The following is a 25,590-nucleotide window of genomic DNA, read 5'->3' as shown; positions in this document are numbered from 1 at the left end:
ATGTTACAGGTATCGGAACTGAATCAATATTATGGCGGCAGCCATATTCTGCGCGGTCTGTCGTTTGAGGCTAAACCCGGCGAGATCACCTGCCTGCTGGGGCGCAACGGCGTGGGCAAAACCACGCTGCTGAAGTGCCTGATGGGGCTGATCCCGGCCAAATCCGGCGAAATCCGCTGGCAGGATAAAGTGATTAACGGCCGCAAACCGCACCAGCGCGTGCAGGCCGGTATTGCCTACGTGCCGCAGGGGCGCGAAATCTTTCCGCGTCTGACGGTGGAAGAGAACCTGCTGATGGGGCTGGCGCGCTTCTCCGGGGCGCAGGCCAAAGCGGTGCCGGAGGAGATTTATCAATTGTTTCCGGTGCTGCGCGAGATGAAAGCACGACGCGGCGGCGATCTTTCCGGCGGTCAGCAGCAGCAGCTGGCGATTGGCCGCGCCCTCGCCTGCAAACCGCAGCTGCTGATCCTCGATGAGCCAACCGAAGGGATCCAGCCGTCGGTGATCAAAGAGATCGGTGCGGTGATCCGCCAGCTGGCGCAGCGCGGCGATATGGCGATCCTGCTGGTGGAGCAGTTTTACGACTTCGCCGCCGAACTGGCCGACAGCTATCTGGTGATGTCGCGCGGGGAAATCGTGCAGCGCGGGCGTGGCACCAGCATGGAAGCCGATGGCGTGCGCGGGCTGGTGGCGATTTAAGGCAGCCTTGCGGCTGCCTGACGAGGATTACAGCAAACCGGTTTCGACCGAAAAATGGCGCTGCTCACCCGCAGCCAGTTCGATCAGGCTGCCAGCGCGCTGCGCCGCACGGAACCCTTCTGGCCGACAGGTGGCGGGCAAAATATAGGCTGCCACCTGCTGGTCGCGATTATGCAACATCCAGCGCGTGGCATGAGGAAACTGCGCACTGGAAAAACGCGTCATCAGGGCATATCCCTGCGGTGAATGCAGCTCAAACTGCATTTCATCGCCATATTGCCGAAGATTATCGGCGAAAAACACAATCTCCGGATCACACAACTCTGGCTGATCCAACTGATGGAAGGATTGCGGATCGCGCGCCAGTTGTGCGGTGTAAGCGCTCCACGACGGCGTTGGCCGCACATGGGCCGGAATCGAAGTGCGCAGTTGAAATGCATCATCCGGGATCGACTGGCGAAAACGCCCCTGATCCAGCCAGGCGCTGTTGATATGGCACATGTACTGCAACGGCATCGGCGCACCCGCGAGGTTGGTGACCGTCATCTCAATATGCAGCCGCGCGGCATTCGCCTGCACCCGCACGGCTGGCGTGGCAAGATAGTGATGACCAAACCCTTTGACATATTCGCTCTCTCCCTCCAGCGATACGCGTTGATCCTCCAGCACCAGCCACGCGCTGTCCATACGGGCGCAGGCCATTTCGCCATGCAGCGGATGGTCGTCATCCGGCGCAGGACAGCCGTTCGCCAGCAGGCCAGAGTGAAAGGCAAAACAGCCGTAGGTATCGATGATGGAACTGCCCGGCAGCGGCTGCTTAAAACTGTGCCCCATGGTCAGAGCATGGCCGTCAAAATTCACGTCCCAGATCATCTGGCCATAATAAGGCAGCACGATGACCGTGCCGCGCTTGTTGGTGATGCGGACCGCCTCAACACCTGCCGGATAACGAAACAGTTCGACCTGAAAATCATCATTGTGCAGCAGCGTCCTGGGGGTTGCCTGAAACTGCTCGCGATCTAAGGGTAAACGCGTTTTCATTGCAGCTCCTCCACCAGACGTCCCGCCGCAATGGCTTGATTTTTATGACGCAGCTCACCCCAGAAATAGAATCCGACCCAGGCAAAACACAGCAGGGAGACGCCAAATGCCATTTGCATCGAACCCGTATGGTCCGAGACGAAACCCTGCAACGCGGGCACAAACGCCGCGCCGACAATCGCCATCACGATAAAGGCACCCGCCACTTCGGTGTACTTGTTCTCCACCGTCGCCAGCGTACCCGCATAGATGGTGGCCCAGCAGGGTCCAAACAGCACACTCACAAACACGGCGGCATAGACGGCGGTGAAATTCGGCACCAGCATCACGTAGGCCAGCGTCAGCACGCCCAGCACCGAATAGGCGATCAGCACTTTTTCCGCCCGGAAGCGGGTCATCAGGAAGTTCGCGACAAACTTACCAATAAAGAAACAGATAAAGCTGTAGATCATAAAGTTAGAGGCATGACGTTCGTTGGCCGCACCCAGCGTCAGCGCCAGCCGAATGGTGAATGACCACACCGCCACCTGCATACCGACGTACAGGAACTGCGCCACGATACCGCGTTTAAAATGACGGTTGTTCGCCAGATAACGGAACGTTTCACCCAGTGACGGCAGCGATTTCCCGCGACTTTCGGGTTTGCAACGCGGGTAGCGGGTGAACATAAACAGCAGCATCACGACCACCAGTACCATCACCAGATACTTATACGGCTCCAGCGTGTGCTCCAGCATGTTCAGACGAAAGGCATGTGCCTGCTCTGGGTTCATCACCGCCAGCTGGCTTTGCAGACTTTCGCCGTCCTGAAACACCAGATATTTACCCAGCACAATACCCATCAGCGCCCCCACCGGATAGAAGGTCTGGCTCACATTCAGGCGCAGCGTGGCGTGGTCGCGATGACCAATCATTGAGCTGTAAGTATTTGCCGCGGTCTCCAGAAAACTCAGGCCGATGGCAATAGCGAAAATGGCCGCGAGGAACATGGTGTAAGTCGCCATATGCGAAGCCGGATAAAACAGCACGCAGCCGACAATGTACAGCGTCAGTCCCATCAGAATCGCCAGCTTATAACTGGCTTTGCGAATCACCAGTGAAGCCGGGATGGCAATCAGGAAATAACCGCCATAAAACGCACTCTGTACCAGCGCGCTGGCAAAATCACTCAGGGCAAAGACACTTTTAAACTGCGTAATCAAAATGTCGTTCAGGCTCGCGGCACACCCCCATAAGGGGAACAGGCAGGAGAGCAAAATGAACTGGAACAGCGGAGTTTTACTCAAGTAGCCATCAGGCTGCTGAACAATGTTCTGTTGCATAACGCGACCTCAGTGAATGTTGATAAAACGCTGAAAAGTCTCATCGTCTGGATAAGAGCGTTGCGTGCCACGGCCGGTCACACTACAGGCGGCGTAGGCGGATGCCTGCTGCATCGCCGCCAGGATGTCGCCGGTTTTCACCAGCACCTGGGCAAAACAGCCGATAAAGGCATCTCCGGCCCCGCTGGTATCCACCGCCTGCACCACAACCGGAGCAACCTGATGCACCTCATCACCCGTCATCCACAGCGATCCCCGGCTGCCGAGGGTAATGATCAGGTTTTTCAGTCCGCGTTTAAGCAGCGACTGACCGGCGAGTTGAACCTCCGCATCGGTACTGACCGGCATCCCCGTCAGAATCTCCAGTTCGGTTTCATTCGGCATAAAGAAGTCACATTTGCAGGCATAGTGAATATCGAGGGAGGCGACCGCAGGAGCAGGATTGAGGATCACTTTGATGTCATGCTGACGGGCAAAATCGATGGCGTAATAGACCGTTTCCAGCGGGATTTCCAGCTGCAAAATCATTAACTTGCAGGCTTTCAGCGCCTCTGCCGCCGCATCAATATCGGCCGGTTTCAGCTGCTGATTGGCTCCTTTTATGATCAGGATGCGGTTTTGCGAATGATCATCAACAAAGATCGGCGCGACGCCACTGGAGGTCCCCGGCGCGGTGGTTACGAAGCGCGTGTCCACGCCTTGCTGCTGCAAATTCGCGACAGTATTCGGCGCAAACAGATCGTCGCCCACCTTACTGACCATCATCACGTTGCCACCCAGCTTCGCTGCTGCAACGGCCTGGTTAGCGCCTTTACCCCCACAACCGATCGCAAAATCAGGGGCTTCGAGGGTTTCTCCCGCTTTCGGCAAACTGTTGGTGTAAGTTATGAGGTCCACCATGTTTGACCCAATCACCGCTATTTTCATCGTTTTCTCCCGGTCAATTTTCAATCTTTAATGTTATGAAAATCACAATATCAGTTCGATAAAGTTATTTTTGTGACAAAAACCACAGAGTAAAAAGAGAAAATAAACGGAAAGCGGTGATTGACGCGCCACCTTCATGTGATTATTTTAACAAAATGACACTCACCAGGAGAATGCTATGACGACGTCAACCCCCAACTATGCCAGCTACATCGATCACACCCAGCTCGCCGCCGACGCCACCGACGGGCAAATTCGCCAACTCTGTGCTGAAGCCAGGCAACATCACTTTTACGCCGTGTGTGTTAATGCGGGTTATGTCCCACTGGCTGCGCAATGCCTGGCGGAGAGTCAGGTGAAGGTGTGTGCCGTGATTGGCTTCCCGCTGGGTGCCACGCTAACCGAGGTCAAAGCGTTTGAAGCGCGTGCGGCGATCGTCGCTGGTGCGCAGGAAATTGATATGGTGATTAACGTGGGCTGGCTGAAGAGCGGTAATATCCCCGCCGTGGCGGCGGATATTGCGGCGGTGCGCGAAGTTTGCGGGCCGATCCCATTAAAGGTAATATTAGAAACCTGTCTGCTGGATGAGTCGCAAATCATTAAAATCTGTGAGATTTGTCGTGATTTGCAGGTTGCTTTTGTGAAAACCTCCACCGGTTTCAGTCATGGCGGCGCGCGCGTGGAAGATGTGCGGTTAATGAAAGCCAGCGCAGGTTACGATGTCGCGGTAAAAGCCTCTGGTGCGGTACGTGATCGCCAGACGGCCCAGGCGATGATCGATGCAGGCGCCACACGCATTGGCACCAGCTCTGGTGTGGCGATCGTCACCGGCCACGCAGCGTCGGGTTCAGGATACTAATTACACAGAGATGCTCATGGAAACCCGGCGCGACGAACGCATTCACAAGCTGGCTCAGGCACTTAAACGCACCGACAAACTGCACCTGAAAGATGCGGCGCAGTTGCTGGGCGTTTCCGAGATGACCATCCGTCGTGATTTGACGGACCCTGCCTCCACGGTGGTGCTGCTAGGGGGTTACATCGTCAGCGATCCGAAAAGCCACGCCGGGCACTATTTTATCTCCGATCAACATGGGCAGAACGCCGCCCGCAAGCAACGTCTTGCCCAGGTCGCTGCCAGTCTGATCAGTGAAAATGATACGGTTTTTTTTGACTGCGGCACCACGCTGCCCTACATCGTGGATGCCATTCCCGATACCCTGCCTTTTACCGCCATCTGCTGTGCCATGAACACCTTTCTGGCGCTGAAAGAGAAACCGGCCTGCAATGTCATCTTAAGCGGCGGCGAATTCCATGCCGATAATGCGCTGTTTACACCGATTGGCGCACATTCAATCCTCGACGATCTCTGTCCAACGCTGGCGTTTATCTCAGCGGCAGGTATCGACCAGGAGCAGGGTGCCACCTGCTACAACACCAATGAACTGGCGATGAAACATCACGCGATGCTGCGTGCACGCCAGCGTATTCTGGTGGCTGACAGCAGTAAATATGGCAAAGTGCTCCCCGCGCGTATTGGTGAGCTGCGTCGTTTTGACCTGCTGGTGAGCGACAGCGCACCAGACCAGGCCCTGAAAAACTGGCTGACGCAACAAAATATTCCGCTGCGTCTGCCTTAGCCGTTAAGCCCAGCGATCGACTACCGCTTCGCCGTCACGCAGGCGGCGCAGGTTATCGCACACGCCTTTGATATTGCCCGCCAGCGAGATGTCGGTGACGCCGCCGATATGTGGCGTGGCAATCACGTTATGCCGGAACACCGGGTCCTGCGGGTCCGGCGGCTCCTGCCAGAACACATCCAGACCGGCCCCGGCCAGCGTTTTGTTTTCCAGCGCGGCGAGGAAGGCGGCCTTGTCGATCAGGCCACCGCGCCCAAGGTTAATCAGGAAACGGTCCGGCTTCATCTGCGCCAGCGCGGCGGCATTGATGATCTGATGGGTTTCGCTGTTATGCGGCAGGCTGAGCACCACAAAATCCGACTCCGCCAGCAGCTGCGGCAGCTGGCTGATGCTGCCCACCCACGCCAGCTGATGCTGACGGGCAAACGCCTCATCGGCCTCGCGCTTCACGCCAATCATCCGCATTCCAAAGGGCGCGAGGCGTTTCGCCAGCGCCTTGCCGATGCCGCCCAGCCCCACCAGGCCGACGGTTTTGCCCATCAGTCCCATCCCAATAGGCTGCCCTAGCCGCTGCGCCGCCAGACACTGAGCGATCTCCTGCTGGCGGCGCGCCAGGCCGATCATCATCCAGATACCCAGCTCCGCCACCGAATCGGCATTGCCGGAGTGATCCGAGGGCACATTGGCCACCATAATTCCGGCCTTTTTTGCCGCGTCGATATCGACGCCTTCCAGCCCGACGCCAGCCTGCTGAATCAGTTTCAGGCGATCTGCCGTCGCCAGCAGCCGCGCATCAACCCGGCACATGCCCGGCACCAGCGCATCAAATCCGGCCAGACTCTCCGCCGCATGGCCCGCCGAGGCGACAAATTCCACATCGGGCAACGTCTGACGGATTGAAGGAATCAATCCGCCCCAGGCATGTTCATCCGCAGCAATCAGCACTCTCATCGAACCTCCTCCGGTTTTAAGGCAAAAAACCAGCATAGTCCGGTCGTTGAGTGAGAATCAAACAGTTATCCATTTCCGCAGGCGCTTGCGGAAGTTTCGCCGCCGCGCGGCTGTGATTGAACCGGGAAAACGGCTAAACTTCAGCATCTGACGTTCACCTCCACAGACCAAGAGGCTCATTACAACGTGGCTCAATTCGTCTATAGCATGCACCGCGTCGGCAAAGTCGTTCCGCCGAAGCGTCATATTCTGAAGAATATCTCTCTCAGCTTTTTCCCTGGGGCAAAAATTGGCGTCCTCGGCCTGAACGGCGCGGGTAAATCTACCCTGCTGCGCATCATGGCCGGTATCGATACCGATATCGAAGGGGAAGCCCGTCCACAGCCTGGTATCAAAGTGGGCTACCTGCCGCAGGAGCCGAAGCTCAACCCGGAACACACCGTGCGTGAATCCGTTGAGGAAGCGGTGTCCGAAGTGGTTGGCGCGCTGAAGCGTCTCGACGAAGTGTACGCGCTGTACGCTGACCCGGATGCCGACTTCGACAAGCTGGCCGCCGAACAGGGTCGTCTGGAAGAAGTGATCCAGGCCCATGATGGTCACAACCTGGAAACCCAGCTGAACCGCGCCGCAGATGCCATGCGTCTGCCGGAGTGGGATGCGATTATCGGCAACCTGTCCGGTGGTGAGCGTCGCCGCGTCGCGCTGTGCCGTCTGCTGCTGGAAAAGCCGGACATGCTGCTGCTCGACGAACCGACGAACCACCTGGATGCCGAATCCGTGGCCTGGCTGGAACGCTTCCTGCACGACTTCGAAGGCACCGTGGTGGCGATTACCCACGACCGTTACTTCCTCGATAACGTTGCTGGCTGGATTCTGGAGCTGGACCGCGGCGAAGGTATTCCATGGGAAGGTAACTACTCTTCCTGGCTGGAGCAGAAAGATGAGCGTCTGGCGCAGGAAGCCTCTTCCGAAGCGGCACGTCGCAAATCCATTGAGAAAGAGCTGGAGTGGGTGCGTCAGGGCGCGAAAGGCCGTCAGTCGAAGGGCAAAGCCCGTCTGGCACGCTTCGAAGAACTGAACAGCACCGAATACCAGAAACGTAACGAAACCAACGAATTGTTCATTCCGCCAGGCGCACGTCTGGGTGACAAGGTGGTGGAAGTCAGCCATCTGAGCAAATCCTATGGCGATCGTGTACTGATTGATGACCTCTCCTTCTCGCTGCCGAAAGGCGCGATTGTCGGCATCATCGGGCCGAACGGCGCCGGTAAATCGACCCTGTTCCGCATGATGTCGGGCCAGGAGCAGCCGGATTCCGGTTCTATCGAGCTGGGCGAAACCGTCAAGCTGGCGTCTGTTGATCAGTTCCGTGACGCGATGGACAACACCAAAACCGTGTGGGAAGAAGTCTCCGGCGGTCAGGATATTATGCGTATCGGCAACACCGAGATGCCGAGCCGTGCCTACGTGGGTCGCTTTAACTTTAAAGGCACCGACCAGGGCAAACGCGTTGGCGAGCTGTCCGGCGGTGAGCGTGGTCGTCTGCACCTGGCGAAACTGCTCCAGGTGGGCGGCAACCTGCTGCTGCTCGATGAACCGACCAACGACCTCGACATCGAAACCCTGCGCGCGCTGGAAAACGCCCTGCTGGAATTCCCAGGCTGTGCCATGGTGATCTCGCATGACCGCTGGTTCCTCGACCGTATCGCTACCCACATCATCGATTACCAGGATGAGGGTAAAGTGGAGTTCTTCGAAGGTAACTTCACCGAATACGAAGAGTACAAGAAACGCACCCTCGGCGCTGACGCGCTGGAGCCGAAGCGTATCAAGTACAAGCGTATGGCGAAGTAATTGCGCTAAGGCAATGATAAAAGGCACCCTTTTGGGTGCCTTTTTGTTTTATTACCGCAATTTGTGATCCCCTGCACCCACCCCCGTTGATCGGCCCAAAAAGCCGCCTGAATCTGCCTTCACTCCTGGGCTGTTGCCCGATGCTGCGCCTCGATGCGCTTTTTATACTCGCTGTTGACCTGATTTATCCCTCTCAGTCCCGGCCTTCTCCATAACTCTTCACGCCGGGCGTAACCCTTACGAGGTCTATGGCATGAAGATATCGTTGATCGAAGTGATGCGCCTCGCGATCCCCTTTGATGCGCATCGCCGTCCACCAGCGGAGCAGGAAACCACGTTTAACGCGGCCTCACCGTCCCTGAGCCGTATGGAAACGCTGCTGGTCAAAGTCACCAGCGATAGCGGCCTGGTGGGCTGGGGCGAGGCGTTTGGGCATCTGGCGAATCCGGTAAGCGAACAGGCGCTATGCAGCTTAGTCGCCCCTTTTTTCCTGCAACGCGAGCTGCCCGCCAGCCCGCAGGCCATCAGCACGCTGATGCAAAGCGCCGAACAGGCATTGCACGCCTTTGGGCGCAGCGGTCCGGTGCGTTACGCGCTGTCGGGCATTGATATCGCCCTGTGGGATCTGCTCGGCCAGCAGCGTCAGCAGCCGCTGTGGCAGCTGCTTGGCGCCCCGCGACAGCGGATTGAACGCTACGCCAGCCTGGTAAGCTACGCCAACGATCCCGCCGACGTGGCGGCACAGGTGCAGCGCGCCCATCAGCAGGGCTTCAGCACCCTCAAGCTGCATGAAACCACCTACCCCGCCATTGCCGCCGCACGCGCCGCGCTGCCAGCCGGGGTGGAACTGATGGTGGACGTGAACTGTCCGTGGACGCGCGAGCAGGCCAATGCGCAGGCGCATGAACTGCGCTCGCTGGAACTGGGCTGGCTGGAAGAACCGATCTGGCCGCCGGATGATTTTGACGGTTTATCCCAGCTGCGGCGCATCGGGGTGCCGCTGGCGGCCGGGGAAAATGTCGATGGCGATTTTGGCTTCGTCAATCTGCTGGAGAGTGGCGCGGTTGATGTGGCGCAGCCGAGCGTCGCCAAAGTGGGCGGCATCACCGCCGCGCTGCGGGTATTCGAGCTGACGCAGCAATATCGGGTGCGCGTGGTGCCGCACTGCTTCTACTACGGCGCAGGGATGCTGGCGACCGCTCATCTGGTGGCGCTGCTGCCGGACAGCGTCAAAATGGAGATCCCGTGGATCGATTTCGCCGCCCAACTCTATCCCGATCTGCCGCGTGACGTGAGTTTCACCCTGAGCGATCGCCCTGGCCTTGGTTATCTGCCGGATGAGCAGGTCTTGCAGGATTACCGGATATCCCATCTGCGCATTGATCAACGGGGAGTGCATCGTCATGTTTAAAAATTATCGCGTGGTGATCGCCCTGCTGCTGTTCTGCGCCGGGATGCTGAACTACCTTGATCGCGCTGCGCTGTCGGTGATGGCCCCGCTGGTGAAAAAGGATCTGGGGATCGATGATGCGCAGATGGGCATTCTGTTCAGCTGCTTCTTTATTGGCTACTGCCTGTTTTGCTTTCTCGGCGGCTGGGCAGCCGACCGCTTTGGCCCGCGCCGCGTCTACGCCTGGGCCGCCACTATCTGGTCGCTATTCTGTGGCGCAACCGCGCTGGTCACCGGTTTCGCCCACCTGCTGATTGTGCGTATGCTGTTTGGCATCGGTGAAGGGCCGATGGGCACCACCACCAATAAATCGATTGCTAACTGGTTTCCGCGTCAGGAAGTGGGCCGCGCGGTGGGCTTTACCAACGCCGGACAACCGCTGGGTGCGGCGATTGCCGCGCCGATTGTCGGGCTGGTGGGACTGAATTTTGGCTGGCGCATCGCCTTTGTGGTGATTGCCGCGCTGGGCTTTATCTGGGTGGCCTGCTGGCTGCTGCTGTTTCGTGACAAACCGGAGCTGCATCCGCGCGTCAGCGCGGCGGAAAGCCAGCTGATTATGCAGGCGCGCCCGGCCAGTCAGAGCCAGCGTTCACCCCAGCAGGATCAGCATTCGCTATGGCGTTACGTGCTGTCGCTGCCGGTGCTTGGGGTTGCCAGCGCCTTCTTCTGCTTTAACTACATCCAGTATTTCTTCCTCTCGTGGCTGCCCAGCTATCTCACCGATTTCCAGCATCTCGACATCAAAAGCATGAGCATTATCGGCATCCTGCCGTGGCTGGGCGCCACCCTGGGTTTCCTCGGCGGCGGCGTGGTGTGCGACATGCTGTTCCGCCGCACGCAGAACTTCCTGCTGTCGCGCAAGCTGGTGATTTTTGTCGGCCTGGCCGTCGCCGCGTTGTGCGTGCTGCTCACCGCCTGGAGCCAGAGCCTGGCGATGGCGGTGACGTTGATTACCCTCGCGAGCGTGTTTGCTTATATGACGCCGCAGGCGTGCTGGTCATTGTTGCAGGATATCGTTCCGGCAGGTCGAATCGGTACCGCAGGGGGTTTTGTGCATCTGCTGGCGAATCTGGCGGGGATTCTGTCGCCGGGCATCACCGGCTTCCTGATCCAGTACGGCGGCGGCTACCACACCGCGTTTGTGCTGGCGAGCGTGCTGGCGTTAACGGGGATGTTGCTGCTGGCGCTGCTGGTGCGGCAAAACGCGGTCAATACCCTGCGCGCGTTAGCCAGCCATTAACGGGTTTGCCGGACAGGGCGTCCGGCAATCTTTAACGCGGAACGTCGTCGCCCAGCATCTGTTTCACTAATTCGACACAGCGCAGGAAGCGCGTGTCGTAGTCATCTTCTTTCACATGCACGAATTCGATGTTGTTCTCACGCAGCATGGTCACTAACAGCGACTGAAACTCGCGGCGATCCACCGAACTGCCGAGGCTGCGCAAACCATCCGCCACCCAGGGTACGTTATTCTCCAGCAGGATCACCAGGTCGAAACGATATTCATCAATCAGCGCCTGCACAAAGGGGTGTTCACGCCCTTCGTACTTCAGGCAAAACGCCTGGGTGGTGACAAAATCGGTATCGATAAAAGCGACTTTGTTGGCGTATTTAACGGCAAAATCGATGTACTGCGCCTGCCCAAGCGCGATCTTGTCGTAGTCGGAATATTGCAGCGCCATCTCGTCACCGCCCAGGTGCGAGAAGACATAATCGCGGCCATACTCCCACGCGCTGCTGGTGTTGAAGATATTCGCCAGCTTATTCACCAGCGTCGATTTGCCGCTCGACTCACCGCCCAAAATCGCCACGGTACGCACAAAGAACGGCTTCACCTCGGTCGGGATATATTCCCAGTAGCGGAAAGGATCCTGGCGAATCTGGCCGCCGCTGATGCTCATAAACGATCGGCTGGGATCGAGCACCACCGCTTCTATACCGAGATGCTGCTGGTACATCGGCGCATCCGGCGCTTCGCTGGTATATACGCAATCCGCCTCAATCCCCTGCTCCGCCAGAAAGGTTTTCACCCCTTTGCTCCACACATCCCAGCCGTGCGGATAAGGTTCGATGCCTTCTTCATTGAAGGAGTGGATGCGGATATTTTTCTGGTATTTGAAGGTTTGCAGCAGCCAGCGCAGACGGTCGCTGATGGTCGGCTGTTGCGACATGGCGCTGTTTTCGAACAGCTCGCGATCGCGCGGATCGTCATGCCCCATGATGATATGCAGCTCGTCGACCTGGCTACAGGCGCGCTGGATCAGATAGATATGTCCGGTGTGCAGCGGATAGAACTTGCCAAACACCACGCCGACGGTTTTCTCGCGGCGCGGAAATTCCAGGCCGAGAAAGCGGTGCAACGCTTCCAGCTTTTGTGCGCTCGGGCTTTTGATTTTTGCATTCAGCAGCTGGCTTAAATAGCCTTTGGTCATCCCGCTGGCATCCGCCACCTGTTGCAGTGTGTGACCCTGCTGGCGAATGGCGGTTTTCAGGTAGTCAAATGATGACATCTGGTGCCTCCTGCATAGATATTGATATGGTCGCCATAAATGGCGTGATTCCATTGCGTGCGGCCATTGCTACGGTCGCCATAAATAGCGCCCCTACCGACACGTAGGGTCGGCATTGATGCCGACCAGGCCTGCTAAAGCTCATCCAGAATCGCCAGCGCATCGGCCAGCTTCTTCGCGCTATATACCTTCATACCGTCCATCGGCTTTTTCGGCGCATTGCCCGCAGGCACAATCGCGCGTTTAAAACCGTGCTTGGCCGCTTCAGAAATACGTTCCTGACCGCTCGGCACCGGGCGAATCTCACCGGCCAGCCCGACTTCGCCGAAGATCACCAGATCCTGCGGCAGAGGACGATCGCGCAGGCTGGAGACCATCGCCAGCAGTAATGCCAGGTCAGCGCTGGTTTCCGTGACTTTAACGCCGCCGACGACGTTGACGAACACATCCTGATCCGCCATCTGCAAACCGCCGTGACGATGCAGCACCGCCAGCAGAATCGCCAGACGGTTCTGCTCCAGCCCTACGGCGACGCGGCGTGGATTGCCCATCATCGAGTGATCCACCAGCGCCTGGATCTCCACCAGCAGCGGACGTGTGCCTTCCCACACCACCATCACCGAACTGCCCGAGGTGATCTCATCACCGCGTGACAGGAAGATGGCAGACGGGTTGCTGACCTCGCGCATCCCCTGCTCGGTCATGGCGAACACCCCCAGCTCATTCACCGCGCCGAAGCGGTTCTTATGGCTGCGCAGGGTACGAAAACGTGAATCGGCATCGCCATCCAGCATCACCGAACAATCGATGCAGTGCTCCAGCACTTTTGGACCGGCCAGCGAGCCATCTTTGGTGACATGACCCACCATTACAATCGCCACGCCGCGCGTTTTGGCGAAGCGCGTCAGGTAGGCTGCGGTTTCACGCACCTGGGCGACGCTGCCGGGCGAGGACTGGATCTCCGCCATATGCATCACCTGGATCGAGTCGATCACCATCAGCTTCGGCTGTTCCTGCTCGGCGATCAGGCAGATCTGCTCGATGCTGGTTTCCGACAGCATATTCAGATTTTCGGTCGGTAATCCCAGACGATGGGCGCGCATCGCCACCTGTTGCAGGGATTCTTCGCCGGTGACGTACAGGGTTTTCATCCCTTCCGCCAGCCTGCACATCACCTGCAACAGCAGCGTCGATTTACCGGCGCCAGGGTTGCCGCCAATCAGGATGGCACTGCCAGGCACCACGCCGCCGCCGAGCACGCGGTCGAACTCTTTAAAGCCGGTGGAGAAGCGCGGCAACGCCTCAAGACTGATCTCCGACAGCTTCTGCACCCGGCTGGGGCCAGCGCTACCAGCGTAGCCGCTCAGACGCTCATTGCGCGCAGCGGCAGGCGAGGCGGCAATGCGCACCTCGGTGATGGTATTCCACGCGTGGCAGGCGCTGCATTGCCCCTGCCAGCGCGGGTAGTCAGCGCCACATTCATTACAGACAAAGGCGCGTTTTGCCGCTTTGGCCAAATCAGTTCCTTAATTAACGCTCTTCGTGAATCAGGCTGCCGCTCAGGATGCAGAACACCCCCATCAGGTCAGCGTGACGGATGATGACTTCCGTCTGCTCATTCACTTTGGGTTTAGCATGATAGGCGATACCCAGCGCCGCGGTTTTAATCATCGGCAGGTCGTTGGCGCCATCGCCGATGGCGACGGTCTGATCGGCGGCGATATTGAAACGCTGCGCCAGATTATTCAGGGTATCGGCTTTATGTTGCGCATCGACAATCTGCCCCAGCACCTGGCCGGTCAGTTTGCCGTCGCGGATTTCCAGTTCATTCGCCACCGCCGCAGAGAGATGCAGCGTGTCGCGCAGGTAGTCGGCGTAATAGGTGAAGCCGCCAGAGGCAATCGCCACCTGCCAGCCCAGCGCCTGCAACTTTTGCACCAGCGTGGTCAGGCCCGGCATCAGCGGCAGCGCATCGCGAACCTGCCTGAGGATATTGGCATCCGCCCCGGTCAGAGTGCCGACGCGTTCGCGCAGACTGGCTTTAAAATCCAGTTCGCCGCGCATCGCACGCTCGGTCACTTCCGCCACGCGCTCACCGCTGCCCGCCAGTTTAGCGATCTCATCGATACATTCGATCTGGATAGCGGTGGAATCCATGTCCATAACCAGCAGGCCCGGCGTTTTCAGATGCGGGATCTTGCCGAGCGGCGCCACGTCAAAACCCGCCTCGTGAGCCAGTCTGGCGGCGCGCGCCGTCAGTGAGCCAGCCAGGCGAATCACCTGATACTCATCAACATTCCAGGCGCTGACGATCACCATCGCCGCCGCCAGCTGATGCTGATAGTCGGTAAGCTTTTGTTTATCAAGCCCGCGCCCATACAGTAACCAGCCAGTCCGACCGGCACGGTAATCCAGCGGCATCACTTCATCACCGCTGAGGGAAAGGGGTAAGCCCGGCCAGAGTGAGACATCGGCGGGCAGATCGCACCAGGTAAGACGATTTGGCATTACAGCTCCTGTAGGGACAACAAAACCACGCAAGAGGCTACCTTGTCTGCGCGGGTTCTGGCAACATAATTGCCAGCCTTTCTGCTGTTACGTCACACGGGTTTCTGATGGTTAAAACCGCACTGAAATTTCGCCTGCATCGCACGGTGATTGTTCTTATCTCGCTGGCCCTGTTAGTGGTGCTGATGCAGGGTGCATCCTGGTTTAGTCTCGGCCATCAAATGGCGCGCTCCGAACAGGTGGAGGAGCTGGCGCGCACCCTGACGAAACAGGTGGCGTTCAGCCTCAATCCGCTGATGGATAATAGCGACGACAATCGCCCGCAGATTGAAGCCATCCTGCAACAGCTCACGGACAACAGCCGCATTCTGGATGCCTCGGTTTACGACGATGATGGCAACCTGGTGGCGCACAGCGGCGAAAGCATCAACGTGCGCGACCGCCTGGCGCTCGACGGCAAACGCGCGGGCAGCTACTTCAACCATCAGATTGTACAGCCGCTGAATGGCAAAGACGGCCCGCTGGGCTTTCTGCGCGTCACGCTGGATACCCATGTGCTGGTCACCGAATCGCGTCAGGTGGATAACACCACCAATATCCTGCGTCTGATGATGCTGCTGGCGCTGGCGATTGGCATCATCCTTACCCGTACCCTGCTGCGCGACCGCCGCACCCGCTGGCAGCAGTCACCGTTCCTGCTCACCGCCAGCACCCCGGTGAAGGAAGACAAAGAGGAAGAAGAGGCGGAAGCGGAAAAAGAACAAACGCCTTAAGCCATCTTTGCCAGCGTCACCGCCAGCAGCAGTGAAGTGATATCCGCCATTGCGCCCCCGGATGAATAGATACTTGCATAAAAAAAAGCCCGCTCAGCGGGCCTTATCAGGGATGGTTCATCCTGTTGATGAATAGATACTCTTACGATTTTGTCAGCAAGGTTTCCAGCTCTGGCAGGCTACTTACCTGCCAGTCCGGCGTGATCGCTGCCGGTAAGGGTCGGGTGCCGTGGTCAAGCCAGCAGGTTTTCAGCCCGGCATTCATGCCACCCAGAATATCGGATTCCGGTGTGTCGCCCACCATCAGCACCCGCTCACGCGGCGGATTACCAAGCAGCTGCAACGTATGATCGAAGATGCTGCGATCGGGCTTCGGCACGCCAACCTGCTCTGAAATCACCAGCGCGTCAAAATAGTCGCGGAAACCGGTGCGTTCGAGCCGCGCCTGCTGCAACGCGGTGAAGCCATTGGTGATAATCGCCATCTTCACTTTGCCGTGCAGCGCGTTGAGCAAACTGGCTGCGCCGGGCAACGGCAGGCAGATTTCTGCCATCGCGCTAAGAAACCCGTGGTTCAGCACTTCCGGCGCCACGCTCAGCTTTTTGCCCCAGCCGGTAAAGCGGCGCGTCTGTAGCTGCAACGCTGAGATCGTACCGTTCTGATAATCGACCCACAGCGGTTTGTTGATCGCCTGATAATCGGCGTAGTCCTGATCGGTGAATTGCACGTCATAACCGGCAAACAGTCGTTGCAGACCGGCATAGGCGTCGAAGTGGAAGAGTGTGTCATCCGCATCAAACAGGATGCAGTCCCAGTCGTTTAACATAGATCTCCTAAGACAAAACGCTACAGCGTTAACGCCATGATGATGGCATCTTCTCGTCCGCTGGCAGTGGGGTAATAATTGGGACGGCGGCTTACCTGGTGAAACTCCAGTTGCTCATATAACGCAATCGCCGCCTGATTTGAGGCGCGGACTTCCAGCCACAGCGTCATCACGTCGCGCCTGGCCAGCTCGTCAATCAGATGCTGCAATAGCTGGCGCGCATAACCACGGCGCTGAAAATCCGGGTCTATCGCGATATTGAATAACGAAGCCTCATCCAGCACCACCTGGGTGATGGCAAAACCGACCAGCCTGCCTTCCGCCTCGAAGCGGAAATTTAAAAAACGCTCACCCTGATTGCTGGCAAACGTCTGCTCGCTCCAGGGAAACGCATGGCTGCGGCGTTCAATTGCCAGCAGCTGCGGCTGGTCTTCAGGGGTGATGAAAGAGATGGCTGTCATGGTCACACATCTGTTGCCACAGGGCGCGTTTTGCCGCGCCGCTGCTGACTAATTCATTGAAGGAGGCGGTCGCAAACGTGACGCCATTAAAAGGATATTCGCTCTCGACACCCAGCAACCAGCCAGCACAATCCACCTGTTCCGGTAGCATCTGCAACTGTTCGGGCGTCAGCGCCATCACCTGTGCGGGCTGAAGATTCAGCGTACGCAGTACATCGCGGATGAGCGGTTCATGCAGCGCAGGCGCATGTTCAGCCACCAGCACCAGTCGGGTGTCTGACGACAGCCGAACCGCAATTTCGCCTTGCAGCACGCGCGGACGCCGCAGCTGATACTGCGTAATCCCCATTTGCTGTAAAAGCCAGTCGCGCCTTGAAGTCATGCTGTTACCCGTTGTGCCGCCCTAATGCGACGCTATGCTAGCAAACCCATCGAACATGCGCCAACAAAGCACTATAATCCCCGCTCTGATTTAACAGGAGCCATCCATGTCTGCTTTTACCCCGGCCAGCGAAGTGATTCTGCGCCACAGTGATGAATTTACCGCCCGCCATGTTTTGTTTGCTGGCGATTTGCAGGATGACCTGCCCGCTCAGCTTGAAACCGCGTCAACCCGCGTGCACACCCAGCAATATCATCACTGGCAGAACCTCAGCCGTCGCCTCGCAGAGCGCGCGGTGTATGGCCTGGTCGCAAGTGCGGCAGATGTTGAAGGCTGCGATACCCTGGTCTACTTCTGGCCGAAGAACAAACCGGAAGCGCAGTTCCAGCTGCAAAACCTGCTTTCGCTGCTGCCGGTTGGCAGCGATATCTTTGTGGTGGGTGAAAACCGCAGCGGCGTGCGCAGCGCCGAAGGGATGCTGGAGTCCTGGGTTAAACTGGAGAAGATCGACAGCGCGCGCCGCTGCGGCCTGTATCACGGCCAGCTGGAACAGCAGCCGGGCTTCGATGCCGCCGACTTTGGCGACAGTTATATGCTGGATCACCTCACCATTCACACCCAGCCGGGCGTGTTCAGCCGTGATGGCCTCGACGCCGGCAGCGCCCTGCTGCTCTCCACCCTGACGCCGCACACCAAAGGCAAAGTGCTGGATCTCGGCTGCGGCAGCGGCGTGCTGGCCACGGTGCTGGCTCAGCATTCGCCGAAAGTGCGTCTGTGGCTGTGCGATGTGCAGGCTGCGGCGATAGAAGCCAGTAAAGCTACGCTGGCGGCCAACGGCCTTGAGGGCGAAGTGTTTGCCAGCAACGTGTTCTCGGATGTGACCGGCCGCTTTGATCTGATTATCTCCAACCCGCCGTTCCATGATGGTCTGCAAACCAGCCTGGACGCCGCCAACACGCTGATCCGTGGCGCGGTAAAACATCTCAACAGCGGCGGCGAGCTGCGTATTGTCGCCAACGCCTTCCTGCCTTACCCGCAGGTGCTGGATGAAACCTTCGGCAACCATGAAGTGCTGGCGCAAACCGGACGCTTCAAAGTGTATCGCGCGGTTTACGGTCGCGGCGCTAAAGCACGTTAATTCAGCGATTTTGCTGGCGCGGCGGCAGAAACGTTGCTTTTTGCAGCAATCGTTTCACCGTCGCGAAATATGTGTTGACGCACTGAGTAAAATCTCTAAAATGCGCCTCCGTGGTTAGCAATACTTAAGGTATTGCAGGTATGCGAAGGTGGCGGAATTGGTAGACGCGCTAGCTTCAGGTGTTAGTGTCCTTACGGACGTGAGGGTTCAAGTCCCTCTCTTCGCACCAAAAACCATGATAGTTCATATCGCACTGCACTGAGCGAAGGTGGCGGAATTGGTAGACGCGCTAGCTTCAGGTGTTAGTGTTCTTACGGACGTGAGGGTTCAAGTCCCTCTCTTCGCACCAATGCGGTGATATGAACAGACAACTCGATGCGAAGGTGGCGGAATTGGTAGACGCGCTAGCTTCAGGTGTTAGTGTCCTTACGGACGTGAGGGTTCAAGTCCCTCTCTTCGCACCAACGTTGTCACCCTGCCTGGTAATATTTCCCGATTTGAACGACATCCCTCACGCTTATGCGTGATTTTGTCGTTTCTGCGTTTCAGATAATGTGAAAATTCACCGACACCGCCGCTACACCACCGGCCAGCGCCAGGCAGGATGGCAGCAACAGATAATGACGCAGGCGATGATGAAACAGCATCACCACCGTCAGCAGCAGCGCCACAATCATCACTACCCGCCACTGGCTGAAACTGGGTTCCCATAACGCGAAGACCGGCATAGCCGCACAAGGCAACAGCACGCCCCAGCCGCTGTCCAGACGTTTACCCATAATCCAGCTCACGCCCCATAAGCCGCAGGCAGCCATCATCGCCATGATCATCGCGCAACCCTCAAATGATAAGTATTCCCATTATCATATGATAATATTTCTCATCTTGCAGCGGTTTTTTCAGACGAACCGTCATGCGGATGACAGTGCTACTGGAAAATGCTAAATTGCCGCCGATAACTATTTAGATAACACAGCAATAATGTGCTCACTATCCTGGCAGGGAGAATATCCCGGCCTGGTAGCGCTTTGATATTTCAGGGCTGTCACGAGTAATAATAATGAATTTACAATCTTATGAAGAATTGAAACACAGCAAATATCGTCTCTCGCTGATGCTTTTTCTGTTTTTAAATGTCGCTGTTTCACTATTTTGTTTGTTGCCATTTTTAGGGGAAGAGTCCAGCGCCCATTCGCTGCCGGCCGCACTGGTAGCGGGCTGTAGCATCACGTTGCTGCTCATCTGCTTAATCAGCCCAAAACGGAAATTACCGCTATTAAATCCTGTCGCGCTGTTATTCGGTGCATTATGGGCATGGCACATCAACCACAAGTACCATCTGGTTTTTTATTTCGATGGCAGCTTTTTAATAATCAGCCTGTTAAGCGTATTTTTTGTCAGTGCGATTGCGCTCAGTGATTATTTAGTCGCATTCTGCTTACACATCACGCCGCCGGTATTAACGGTTTTATTGCTGGATGATGGCCAGCATTTAGTGATGATTTTGTTCACCATCGCCCTGCCGTTAAGCGGGTTTTCATTGCACCACCTGATGCGCCGTCGCTTCGACCATTTCACCCGCCGTTTGGTGCGTCAGCTATATGAAGAGAAAGAGAGTTTCAGCGATTTAAGTATGCTCGACCCGCTAACCGGCCTGTATAACCGGCGCGGGCTTAAAAACCGGCTCGATACCATTCTGGAAAACCACGCGGGCAGCCACTTTGTGCTGCTGCTGGATATCGACCATTTCAAAGCCTATAACGACAACTACGGCCATGCGATGGGCGATCAGGCACTGGCGCGCGTCTCGGTAGCGATTCGCGATGCGGTGCGCTCACGCGATGTGGTCACGCGTTATGGCGGCGAGGAGTTTCTGGTGCTGATGACCAACGTCAACGCCTCGATTGCCATGAAACTGGCTGAGCGCATTCGCCAGTACGTGGTCGATCTGGAAATCCCCCATCGTTTTAATGAGAAGGTCTCGACCCACGTCACCATCAGCGCGGGCATTGCGCCGATCTTTGATGATGATTTTGACCAGGCGGTCTCCAACGCTGACCGTGCGTTATATGTGGCGAAAAATCAGGGGCGCAACACCATTCTTGCCTGGGAAGATCTGCCGAAGACGTCGTTAGCCAGCAAAGATTTTGTCTGACGCCACAGAGATTCACCGCCCTGCGACGGTGAATCTCTGCGCTGGCTTGTAGGCTTAAGCGGGAACGATTATCATTCGTTCTTCGCTTCCCGTTTTCACTCAGGACCGGTATGCCTACTATCACCCGTCAGGATCATCGCTTCAGCGAACATCCTCTGATCTTTATGCAGCGCGACCGCTCCCTGGCGAGCACGCTGGAAGATCTGATGCGTGAGCAGCGCAGTTACATGCTGGAAACGATAAAACTCGGCCAGACCGCCCCCGCCGGCACCCTGACGCTGGCCGACTGGTCCAGCCCGCAGCATTATCGCCGCCTGACCCAGCGCTACAGCGATCAGCTGTATCGCAACCATCCTGATGTCCCGCATGAAGCGAAGCCGCTCCAGTCGCTTTGGGCGCAGTGGTATTTCGGCCTGTTGTTGCCGCCGCTGATGCTGGCGCTGTTGCTGGAACCGCGCGCGCTAAACTGCGACCCGCATTTCATTCATGTGGAATTCCATGAAACCGGCCATCCCTGCGCCTTCTGGATTGATGTACGGGAAGATGACGAGGCACGCTACCTCAGCCCACAGCAGCGCATCGATCGCCTGATTCAGCAGCACCTGATCCCGGCGGTCAACGGCATGGCGCAGCACGGCGACATCAACGCCAAACTGATCTGGAATAATATGGGTTTCTCCTTTCACTGGTTCCTCGGCGAGCTGAAAACCCTGCTGCCCGCCCCTCTGGTGCAGCAACTGGAGCAGGCGCTGTTCTTTACCCGCACGCTGCTGGATGGCAGCGACAATCCGCTGTATCGCACCATGATCCCGCGTAACGGCGAGATGGAGCGTCGCAGCTGCTGCCAGCGCTACCGCATCCCCGATATTGAGCGTTGTGGTAACTGCACATTAAAAGTGGTGTAGAGTTCGCGCATTCTGTTACAGATTCTCTTTTTCTCCCGTTTACAGCTGAAAAGGCTTATGGCAGCTTTTAGGCTTCGTTTTTGCCGGAGAAAAAAATGAGCCTGGAGTCGGTACGGCACTTCTTTGCCGAACATGCACCGGATATCGACATCATCGAGATGCCGGAAAGCACCGCCACCGTTGAACTGGCCGCTCGCGTCCACGGCGTAGAGCCGGGGCAGATCGCCAAAACCCTGTCGCTAAAAGTGAAAAATAGCGTGGTGCTGATTGTCACGCGCGGCGATGCACGCCTCGACAATCGCAAACTGAAAACGGCGCTCGGCGCCAAAGCCCGCATGTTGAGCGTCGATGAAGTGGTGAACTGGACGGGTCATCCGGTCGGCGGCGTCTGCCCGTTCGGGCTGGAAAATCCGCTGACCGTATATTGCGATGTCTCACTGCGCAGCTTTGCGGAAGTGCTGCCCGCAGCCGGCTCGATTCATAGCGCGATACGCATTTCGCCGCAGCGTATGGCCGATCTCACTGCGGCAAAATGGATAGACGTCTGCGAGGCGCGTTAACGCTGCTCGCGCGTCACGGCACCGGAAATTTCGATGCCGCGCGTTTCACGCCCAAAGGCGACAAACACGCAAATCAGCACCGCGACCGTCCCGGCAACAATCGCCATTCCCAGGCCATAGTTGCCGTCATGTGCCTCGGCAATGCGCGACTGCAAGGTCGCATTGACCGAGGCAATCAGGTTACCCAGCTGGTAAACAAAGCCTGGCAGCACCGCACGCGCATTGGCGGGCACCAGCTCGGTCAGATAGGTCGGCACCACGCCCCATGCGCCCTGCACCATAAACTGCATCAGAAACGCGCCAATGCCAATCATCCATGAACCGCTGGAGAACGCCCACAGCGGCAGCACCGGCAGCGCCAGAAACGACGCCAGGATGATGGCTTTTTTACGTCCGATACGTTCCGACAGCGAACCAAAGAACACGCCGCCGAGCATCGCCGCGATGTTGTAGCTGATGGCGATAATACTCACGGTATGCGGATCAAACTGGTGCTGTACTTTGAGGAAGGTGGGATAGAGATCCTGCGTCCCGTGGCTGAAGAAGTTAAAGCAGGCCATCAGCAGCACCATATACACGCAGATTTTCCAGTGCTGGCGAATAATCGGCAGCAGCGCAGTACTCTCCTTGCGCGCGCGTGCCGCCAGCCATACCGGCGATTCCGGCACTTTAAAATAGATAAACGGCAGCAGCAGAATCGGCAGCGCGCCAATCATAAACATGCCACGCCAGCCAACGCTCTCGAAGAACAGACCAAAGATGATCGACGCCAGCAGATAACCGCACGGATAACCCGCCTGGAAAATGCCCGACATCAAACCGCGCGAGCGGTCCGGGATGGTTTCCATCGCCAGCGACGAGGCCACGCCCCAGATCCCGCCCATCGCCACGCCGTAAATCACGCGGAACGTCAGGAAGGCGGCAAAGTTGGGTGACCAGGCCGATAGCAACTCAAACAGCGAGAACATCACGATGTTGAGCATCAGAATCGGCCGACGACCAAATTTTTCCGCGAGACGACCAAACACCAGCGCGCCAATCGGTCGCACCGCCAGCGTGAGCATAATCGCGAGAGAAACATCAGAAACGCTGGTGTGAAAATACTGGGCAAGATCGCTGAGTACAAACACCAGGATAAAGAAGTCGAACGCATCCAGCGTCCAGCTGGCGAAACTGGCAAAAGCCACATTTCGCTGCGTCGCAGTCCAGTTAAACATAGGGGGTATCCTGTCTGACAGCGTCCGGTTCGTTGGCCGGACATTTTTGTGAACGTTACCGTGCGAATGATTGCAACGGTTATTATTATGTTAACCATTTGTATATAGCATGTCAGAAAGGCGGGTTGTGGCGGGGAATTGTCAGCGAGTGCATCGGGATGTAAGAAGGCATGTCATCGGACACAGGCGTAAATGACGGCCATCACCCGAGGGATGACCGCCATTCATTTAGCGATTCAGATCGTTAAAAGCCTGTTCGATAATATTGAGCAGCAGCGGATTGTCCACGCTGTGCAACACATGTACCAGCGCGCCGCTATTTTCGGGCACGCCAATATCCAGCCGCAGCGGGGTGCGGTAGCGCCAGCTTTTACCGCGCGTAGCACCGGCACGCAGCTCCACATCGACGTGATAATCCATGCCGTCGGCAACGCGTTGATTTAGCAGCCAGGCCACCACCAGCGCATCGTGAATCCAGCAGCCCGGCAGATGGCGGGTACGGATCGAGTAATCAATCCAGGGTCGCAGGGTTTCACGCACAAACTGCGTCAGCGGATGATCGCAGCCGGTGAGACAGTTGAGATCCTGATGCGTCAGCAGGGTTTGCGTCGTGACATCCATCGGCACCAGCGTGATGGTAGCGCCGCTGTGCAGCACCTGATGCGCGGCTTCCGGGTCGAGGCCGAAATTGGTGTCTTTGACGTAATCGTCCAGCGCAAACACGCCGCCCATAATCACAATCTCCGCCACCGCTTCAGCCATCTCAGGATAACGTTGCAGAGCCAGCGCCACGTTGGTTAACGGGCCGATGGCGACCAGCGTGAATTCGCCGGGATTGTCACAAATCAGCTGGCCCATCACGCCTGCGGCATCATTGCCATCGGCCGGGATCAGCTGCGGCTGACGGACACCGCGCCACAGTTCCGCCAGCTTTTCATCCTTCACGCCATCAAGACGCGCACGCCACGGCGCCGGATCTTCACGCAGCGCCTGCAACGCGCCCTGCATGACCGGAATATTCTGGCCCAGCCGTTGCAGCAGATCTTTCGCCACCTGCGCCCCCACCGCACTCGGCGTATTGCCGCTGACGGTGGTAATTAACTCGAGCGACAACGACGGCGATGCCAGCGCTAACGCCAGCGCCAGGCCGTCATCGGTGTTTGCACCGGCAATACCATTCCCCGGATCACAATCAATAATCAATCTTTTCATAATGTTATTTATTTTCGGCTGATGATTTGACAACCACAGGACTCACCGATTTCAAGATGGTGAGGAAATTCCGCCAGCTCCGCTTCGCCATTCCAGTTTTTCAGCATGGCAATCGCGCGCTGCGCCATTTCGCGCAGCGGCTGGCGTACCGTTGTCAGCGTCGGCACATGAAATGCCGACTGCTCGGTACCGTTAAAGCAGACCAGCGCGACGTCCTGCGGGACACGCAGCCCGCGCTCGGAAAAGGCGCGAATACAGCCAATCGCCTGCCCTTCATTGCTGGCGAACAGGGCGCGCGGAACATGGCCAGTCTCAAGCATCCGCCGTGCCGCATCGTAACCGCCCTGACGTGAATAGCTGGCGGGGTAGATCAGCGCATCATCCGCCTGCAACCCCTGCTCCGCCATCGCATCGCGCCAGCCCTGAATACGATCCTGAGCATTCAGCATCTCCAGCGGACCACTGATCATCCCCACCTGCTGATAACCGTGGCTCAGCAGATGCGCCGTCACCTGACGCGCCGCTTCACGCTCATTCACCCGCAACATGCTCACGCCGGGTTGCGGCTCGACGCGATCCAGCATGACAAAGGGCGTACCGCTGGCTTTGATCACATCAATATAGGGGTGGCGATCGACGCTATTGTAAAACAGGCCATCAACCTGCCGGTTCAGCAGACCCTGAATTAATTCCAGCTCGCGCTGACGGTCATCACCGGCATCGCCCAGCAACATTACGTGGCCGTGATGCAGTGATTCCTGCAATAACAGGTGCGCCATCGAGGCGACGAAGGGGTTGGCAATGTTCGGCACAATCAGGCCGAAGGTTTTGGTGCTGCCGGATGCCAGCGCACGCGCTACGGCATTTGGCCGATAACCGGTTTGCTCAATCGCAGCCAGCACGCGCAGCCGGGTGGCTTCCGCCACCGGGCGCGGTCCATTGTTGATAACGTAACTCACCACAGCCACTGACGTGCCTGCGGCTTTCGCCACATCGCTGCGGGTTACATTACCGGATGATGATTTTGCCAATACCTTACCTCTGTTCTGCCCTGTAGCA

General features: G+C 57.5%; 25 protein-coding genes and 3 tRNA genes. 14 read left to right on the top strand and 14 right to left on the bottom strand.

All coding sequences use genetic code 11. The features are described 5' to 3' along the window. Positions 1-699: an urea ABC transporter ATP-binding subunit UrtE gene (gene urtE / locus AC6I8V_RS03170; protein ID WP_497844481.1), complete on the top strand. Its 699-nt coding sequence runs from the start codon at positions 1-3 to the stop codon at positions 697-699. Positions 700-726: 27 nt separating this feature from the next. On the opposite strand, the gene AC6I8V_RS03165 is transcribed toward urtE, so the two are convergent. From AC6I8V_RS03165 to rbsK, 3 genes are read right to left on the bottom strand one after another with little or no spacing between them, the layout of a single operon-like run. Continuing rightward, positions 727-1,740, bottom strand: coding sequence for an aldose 1-epimerase family protein (locus AC6I8V_RS03165; protein ID WP_497844480.1), 1,014 nt, complete (start codon positions 1,738-1,740; stop codon positions 727-729). Further along, positions 1,737-3,062: an L-fucose:H+ symporter permease gene (gene fucP / locus AC6I8V_RS03160; protein WP_497844479.1), complete on the bottom strand. Its 1,326-nt coding sequence runs from the start codon at positions 3,060-3,062 to the stop codon at positions 1,737-1,739. The genes AC6I8V_RS03165 and fucP overlap by 4 nt, the downstream gene beginning before the upstream one ends. Before the next feature lie 9 nt (positions 3,063-3,071). Beyond that, on the bottom strand, positions 3,072-3,989 hold the full coding sequence (rbsK, locus tag AC6I8V_RS03155) for a ribokinase (RefSeq protein WP_497844478.1): 918 nt from the start codon (positions 3,987-3,989) through the stop codon (positions 3,072-3,074). Positions 3,990-4,167: 178 nt separating this feature from the next. Here rbsK and deoC point away from each other — a divergent pair, with 178 nt between their 5' ends. Both deoC and deoR read left to right on the top strand, forming a co-directional pair. Next, complete coding sequence (gene deoC / locus AC6I8V_RS03150; protein ID WP_497844477.1) at positions 4,168-4,848, top strand: deoxyribose-phosphate aldolase; 681 nt, start codon at positions 4,168-4,170, stop codon at positions 4,846-4,848. A 16-nt stretch (positions 4,849-4,864) separates the two neighbouring features. Beyond that, complete coding sequence (deoR, locus tag AC6I8V_RS03145; RefSeq protein WP_497844476.1) at positions 4,865-5,629, top strand: DNA-binding transcriptional repressor DeoR; 765 nt, start codon at positions 4,865-4,867, stop codon at positions 5,627-5,629. A 3-nt stretch (positions 5,630-5,632) separates the two neighbouring features. Here deoR and AC6I8V_RS03140 read toward each other — a convergent pair whose 3' ends face one another. Then, a complete protein-coding gene (locus AC6I8V_RS03140) occupies positions 5,633-6,580 on the bottom strand; it encodes a 2-hydroxyacid dehydrogenase (protein ID WP_497844475.1) in 948 nt (315 codons plus the stop codon). 186 nt (positions 6,581-6,766) lie between these two features. Here AC6I8V_RS03140 and ettA point away from each other — a divergent pair, with 186 nt between their 5' ends. The 3 genes from ettA (at position 6,767) to AC6I8V_RS03125 (ending at position 11,124) form a co-directional block, all read left to right on the top strand. Further along, positions 6,767-8,434, top strand: a complete 1,668-nt coding sequence (ettA, locus tag AC6I8V_RS03135; protein WP_497844474.1) for an energy-dependent translational throttle protein EttA — start codon at positions 6,767-6,769, stop codon at positions 8,432-8,434. A 253-nt stretch (positions 8,435-8,687) separates the two neighbouring features. Further along, entirely contained in the window at positions 8,688-9,845 is a 1,158-nt protein-coding gene (locus tag AC6I8V_RS03130) for a mandelate racemase/muconate lactonizing enzyme family protein (protein ID WP_497844473.1), read from the top strand. Next, entirely contained in the window at positions 9,838-11,124 is a 1,287-nt protein-coding gene (locus tag AC6I8V_RS03125; protein ID WP_497844472.1) for an MFS transporter, read from the top strand. Before AC6I8V_RS03130 ends, AC6I8V_RS03125 begins: the two co-directional genes overlap by 8 nt. Before the next feature lie 31 nt (positions 11,125-11,155). Here the strand turns inward: AC6I8V_RS03125 and nadR are convergent, their stop codons facing one another. The 3 genes from nadR to serB form a co-directional block, all read right to left on the bottom strand. Further along, positions 11,156-12,394 carry a multifunctional transcriptional regulator/nicotinamide-nucleotide adenylyltransferase/ribosylnicotinamide kinase NadR gene (gene nadR, locus AC6I8V_RS03120; protein WP_497844471.1) on the bottom strand — a complete coding sequence of 413 codons (1,239 nt, stop codon included), beginning with the start codon at positions 12,392-12,394 and terminating at the stop codon, positions 11,156-11,158. Between the two features lie 134 nt (positions 12,395-12,528). Continuing rightward, entirely contained in the window at positions 12,529-13,911 is a 1,383-nt protein-coding gene (gene radA / locus AC6I8V_RS03115) for a DNA repair protein RadA (RefSeq protein ID WP_497844470.1), read from the bottom strand. Between the two features lie 13 nt (positions 13,912-13,924). Continuing rightward, the gene (gene serB / locus AC6I8V_RS03110; RefSeq protein WP_497844469.1) at positions 13,925-14,902 is read right to left on the bottom strand and encodes a phosphoserine phosphatase; all 978 of its coding nucleotides are present in this window, start codon (positions 14,900-14,902) and stop codon (positions 13,925-13,927) included. Positions 14,903-15,009: 107 nt separating this feature from the next. Here serB and AC6I8V_RS03105 point away from each other — a divergent pair, with 107 nt between their 5' ends. Further along, on the top strand, positions 15,010-15,675 hold the full coding sequence (locus AC6I8V_RS03105) for a YtjB family periplasmic protein (RefSeq protein ID WP_497844468.1): 666 nt from the start codon (positions 15,010-15,012) through the stop codon (positions 15,673-15,675). Positions 15,676-15,817: 142 nt separating this feature from the next. Here the strand turns inward: AC6I8V_RS03105 and yjjG are convergent, their stop codons facing one another. Genes yjjG through AC6I8V_RS03090 form a run of 3 tightly spaced genes read right to left on the bottom strand, consistent with a single transcriptional unit; the run spans position 15,818 to position 17,344 of the window. Further along, complete coding sequence (gene yjjG / locus AC6I8V_RS03100) at positions 15,818-16,501, bottom strand: pyrimidine 5'-nucleotidase (protein ID WP_497844467.1); 684 nt, start codon at positions 16,499-16,501, stop codon at positions 15,818-15,820. A gap of 20 nt (positions 16,502-16,521) precedes the next feature. Continuing rightward, entirely contained in the window at positions 16,522-16,962 is a 441-nt protein-coding gene (rimI, locus tag AC6I8V_RS03095) for a ribosomal protein S18-alanine N-acetyltransferase (protein ID WP_497844466.1), read from the bottom strand. Continuing rightward, positions 16,934-17,344 (bottom strand): DNA polymerase III subunit psi, encoded by a 411-nt coding sequence (locus tag AC6I8V_RS03090; protein WP_497844465.1) that lies wholly within the window; start codon positions 17,342-17,344, stop codon positions 16,934-16,936. Before AC6I8V_RS03090 ends, rimI begins: the two co-directional genes overlap by 29 nt. Positions 17,345-17,450: 106 nt before the next feature. Here AC6I8V_RS03090 and rsmC point away from each other — a divergent pair, with 106 nt between their 5' ends. The 4 genes from rsmC to AC6I8V_RS03070 all read left to right on the top strand — a co-directional run bounded on the left by rsmC (position 17,451) and on the right by AC6I8V_RS03070 (position 18,946). Beyond that, positions 17,451-18,482, top strand: coding sequence for a 16S rRNA (guanine(1207)-N(2))-methyltransferase RsmC (rsmC, locus tag AC6I8V_RS03085; protein ID WP_497844464.1), 1,032 nt, complete (start codon positions 17,451-17,453; stop codon positions 18,480-18,482). Positions 18,483-18,624: 142 nt separating this feature from the next. After that, positions 18,625-18,711 (top strand) — tRNA-Leu (locus tag AC6I8V_RS03080). A 33-nt stretch (positions 18,712-18,744) separates the two neighbouring features. Beyond that, positions 18,745-18,831, top strand: a tRNA-Leu gene (locus tag AC6I8V_RS03075). A 28-nt stretch (positions 18,832-18,859) separates the two neighbouring features. Continuing rightward, positions 18,860-18,946: transfer RNA gene (locus AC6I8V_RS03070), tRNA-Leu, on the top strand. A gap of 81 nt (positions 18,947-19,027) precedes the next feature. Here the strand turns inward: AC6I8V_RS03070 and AC6I8V_RS03065 are convergent. Next, the gene (locus AC6I8V_RS03065) at positions 19,028-19,312 is read right to left on the bottom strand and encodes a DUF1435 domain-containing protein (protein ID WP_497844463.1); all 285 of its coding nucleotides are present in this window, start codon (positions 19,310-19,312) and stop codon (positions 19,028-19,030) included. 230 nt (positions 19,313-19,542) lie between these two features. Between AC6I8V_RS03065 and AC6I8V_RS03060 the strand changes: the two genes are divergently transcribed. The 3 genes from AC6I8V_RS03060 (at position 19,543) to AC6I8V_RS03050 (ending at position 22,102) form a co-directional block, all read left to right on the top strand. Next, the gene (locus AC6I8V_RS03060; protein WP_497844462.1) at positions 19,543-20,637 is read left to right on the top strand and encodes a diguanylate cyclase; all 1,095 of its coding nucleotides are present in this window, start codon (positions 19,543-19,545) and stop codon (positions 20,635-20,637) included. 110 nt (positions 20,638-20,747) lie between these two features. After that, complete coding sequence (gene fhuF, locus AC6I8V_RS03055; protein WP_497844461.1) at positions 20,748-21,542, top strand: siderophore-iron reductase FhuF; 795 nt, start codon at positions 20,748-20,750, stop codon at positions 21,540-21,542. A gap of 95 nt (positions 21,543-21,637) precedes the next feature. Then, on the top strand, positions 21,638-22,102 hold the full coding sequence (locus AC6I8V_RS03050; RefSeq protein ID WP_497844460.1) for a YbaK/EbsC family protein: 465 nt from the start codon (positions 21,638-21,640) through the stop codon (positions 22,100-22,102). On the opposite strand, the gene AC6I8V_RS03045 is transcribed toward AC6I8V_RS03050, so the two are convergent. From AC6I8V_RS03045 to AC6I8V_RS03035, 3 genes are all read right to left on the bottom strand, one after another. Further along, the gene (locus AC6I8V_RS03045; RefSeq protein WP_497844459.1) at positions 22,099-23,319 is read right to left on the bottom strand and encodes an MFS transporter; all 1,221 of its coding nucleotides are present in this window, start codon (positions 23,317-23,319) and stop codon (positions 22,099-22,101) included. The genes AC6I8V_RS03050 and AC6I8V_RS03045 overlap by 4 nt on opposite strands. 228 nt (positions 23,320-23,547) lie before the next feature. Continuing rightward, positions 23,548-24,531: a nucleoside hydrolase gene (locus AC6I8V_RS03040; protein ID WP_497844458.1), complete on the bottom strand. Its 984-nt coding sequence runs from the start codon at positions 24,529-24,531 to the stop codon at positions 23,548-23,550. A gap of 8 nt (positions 24,532-24,539) precedes the next feature. After that, entirely contained in the window at positions 24,540-25,562 is a 1,023-nt protein-coding gene (locus tag AC6I8V_RS03035; RefSeq protein WP_497844457.1) for a LacI family DNA-binding transcriptional regulator, read from the bottom strand. Positions 25,563-25,590 lie beyond the last annotated feature (28 nt).

The organism is Pantoea sp. X-Soil-TKNS-1207, assembly GCF_059730485.1.
Note: the sequence above shows the minus strand (reverse complement) of the source record. Positions and strands in the feature narration are given on the sequence as shown.

Excerpts from the sequence above, each read along its gene's own strand:
- yjjG (WP_497844467.1), bottom strand. The coding sequence starts at position 16,501 with ATGTTAAACGACTGGGACTGCATCCTGTTTGATGCGGATGACACACTC.
- AC6I8V_RS03060 (WP_497844462.1), top strand. The coding sequence starts at position 19,543 with ATGAATTTACAATCTTATGAAGAATTGAAACACAGCAAATATCGTCTC.
- AC6I8V_RS03040 (WP_497844458.1), bottom strand. The coding sequence starts at position 24,531 with ATGAAAAGATTGATTATTGATTGTGATCCGGGGAATGGTATTGCCGGT.
- rimI (WP_497844466.1), bottom strand. The coding sequence starts at position 16,962 with ATGACAGCCATCTCTTTCATCACCCCTGAAGACCAGCCGCAGCTGCTG.
- AC6I8V_RS03130 (WP_497844473.1), top strand. The coding sequence starts at position 8,688 with ATGAAGATATCGTTGATCGAAGTGATGCGCCTCGCGATCCCCTTTGAT.
- fucP (WP_497844479.1), bottom strand. The coding sequence starts at position 3,062 with ATGCAACAGAACATTGTTCAGCAGCCTGATGGCTACTTGAGTAAAACT.
- AC6I8V_RS03140 (WP_497844475.1), bottom strand. The coding sequence starts at position 6,580 with ATGAGAGTGCTGATTGCTGCGGATGAACATGCCTGGGGCGGATTGATT.
- AC6I8V_RS03045 (WP_497844459.1), bottom strand. The coding sequence starts at position 23,319 with ATGTTTAACTGGACTGCGACGCAGCGAAATGTGGCTTTTGCCAGTTTC.
- AC6I8V_RS03165 (WP_497844480.1), bottom strand. The coding sequence starts at position 1,740 with ATGAAAACGCGTTTACCCTTAGATCGCGAGCAGTTTCAGGCAACCCCC.
- AC6I8V_RS03090 (WP_497844465.1), bottom strand. The coding sequence starts at position 17,344 with ATGACTTCAAGGCGCGACTGGCTTTTACAGCAAATGGGGATTACGCAG.
- rbsK (WP_497844478.1), bottom strand. The coding sequence starts at position 3,989 with ATGAAAATAGCGGTGATTGGGTCAAACATGGTGGACCTCATAACTTAC.
- deoR (WP_497844476.1), top strand. The coding sequence starts at position 4,865 with ATGGAAACCCGGCGCGACGAACGCATTCACAAGCTGGCTCAGGCACTT.
- deoC (WP_497844477.1), top strand. The coding sequence starts at position 4,168 with ATGACGACGTCAACCCCCAACTATGCCAGCTACATCGATCACACCCAG.
- rsmC (WP_497844464.1), top strand. The coding sequence starts at position 17,451 with ATGTCTGCTTTTACCCCGGCCAGCGAAGTGATTCTGCGCCACAGTGAT.
- fhuF (WP_497844461.1), top strand. The coding sequence starts at position 20,748 with ATGCCTACTATCACCCGTCAGGATCATCGCTTCAGCGAACATCCTCTG.
- AC6I8V_RS03050 (WP_497844460.1), top strand. The coding sequence starts at position 21,638 with ATGAGCCTGGAGTCGGTACGGCACTTCTTTGCCGAACATGCACCGGAT.
- urtE (WP_497844481.1), top strand. The coding sequence starts at position 1 with ATGTTACAGGTATCGGAACTGAATCAATATTATGGCGGCAGCCATATT.
- AC6I8V_RS03105 (WP_497844468.1), top strand. The coding sequence starts at position 15,010 with ATGGTTAAAACCGCACTGAAATTTCGCCTGCATCGCACGGTGATTGTT.
- serB (WP_497844469.1), bottom strand. The coding sequence starts at position 14,902 with ATGCCAAATCGTCTTACCTGGTGCGATCTGCCCGCCGATGTCTCACTC.
- nadR (WP_497844471.1), bottom strand. The coding sequence starts at position 12,394 with ATGTCATCATTTGACTACCTGAAAACCGCCATTCGCCAGCAGGGTCAC.
- AC6I8V_RS03065 (WP_497844463.1), bottom strand. The coding sequence starts at position 19,312 with ATGATCATGGCGATGATGGCTGCCTGCGGCTTATGGGGCGTGAGCTGG.
- AC6I8V_RS03125 (WP_497844472.1), top strand. The coding sequence starts at position 9,838 with ATGTTTAAAAATTATCGCGTGGTGATCGCCCTGCTGCTGTTCTGCGCC.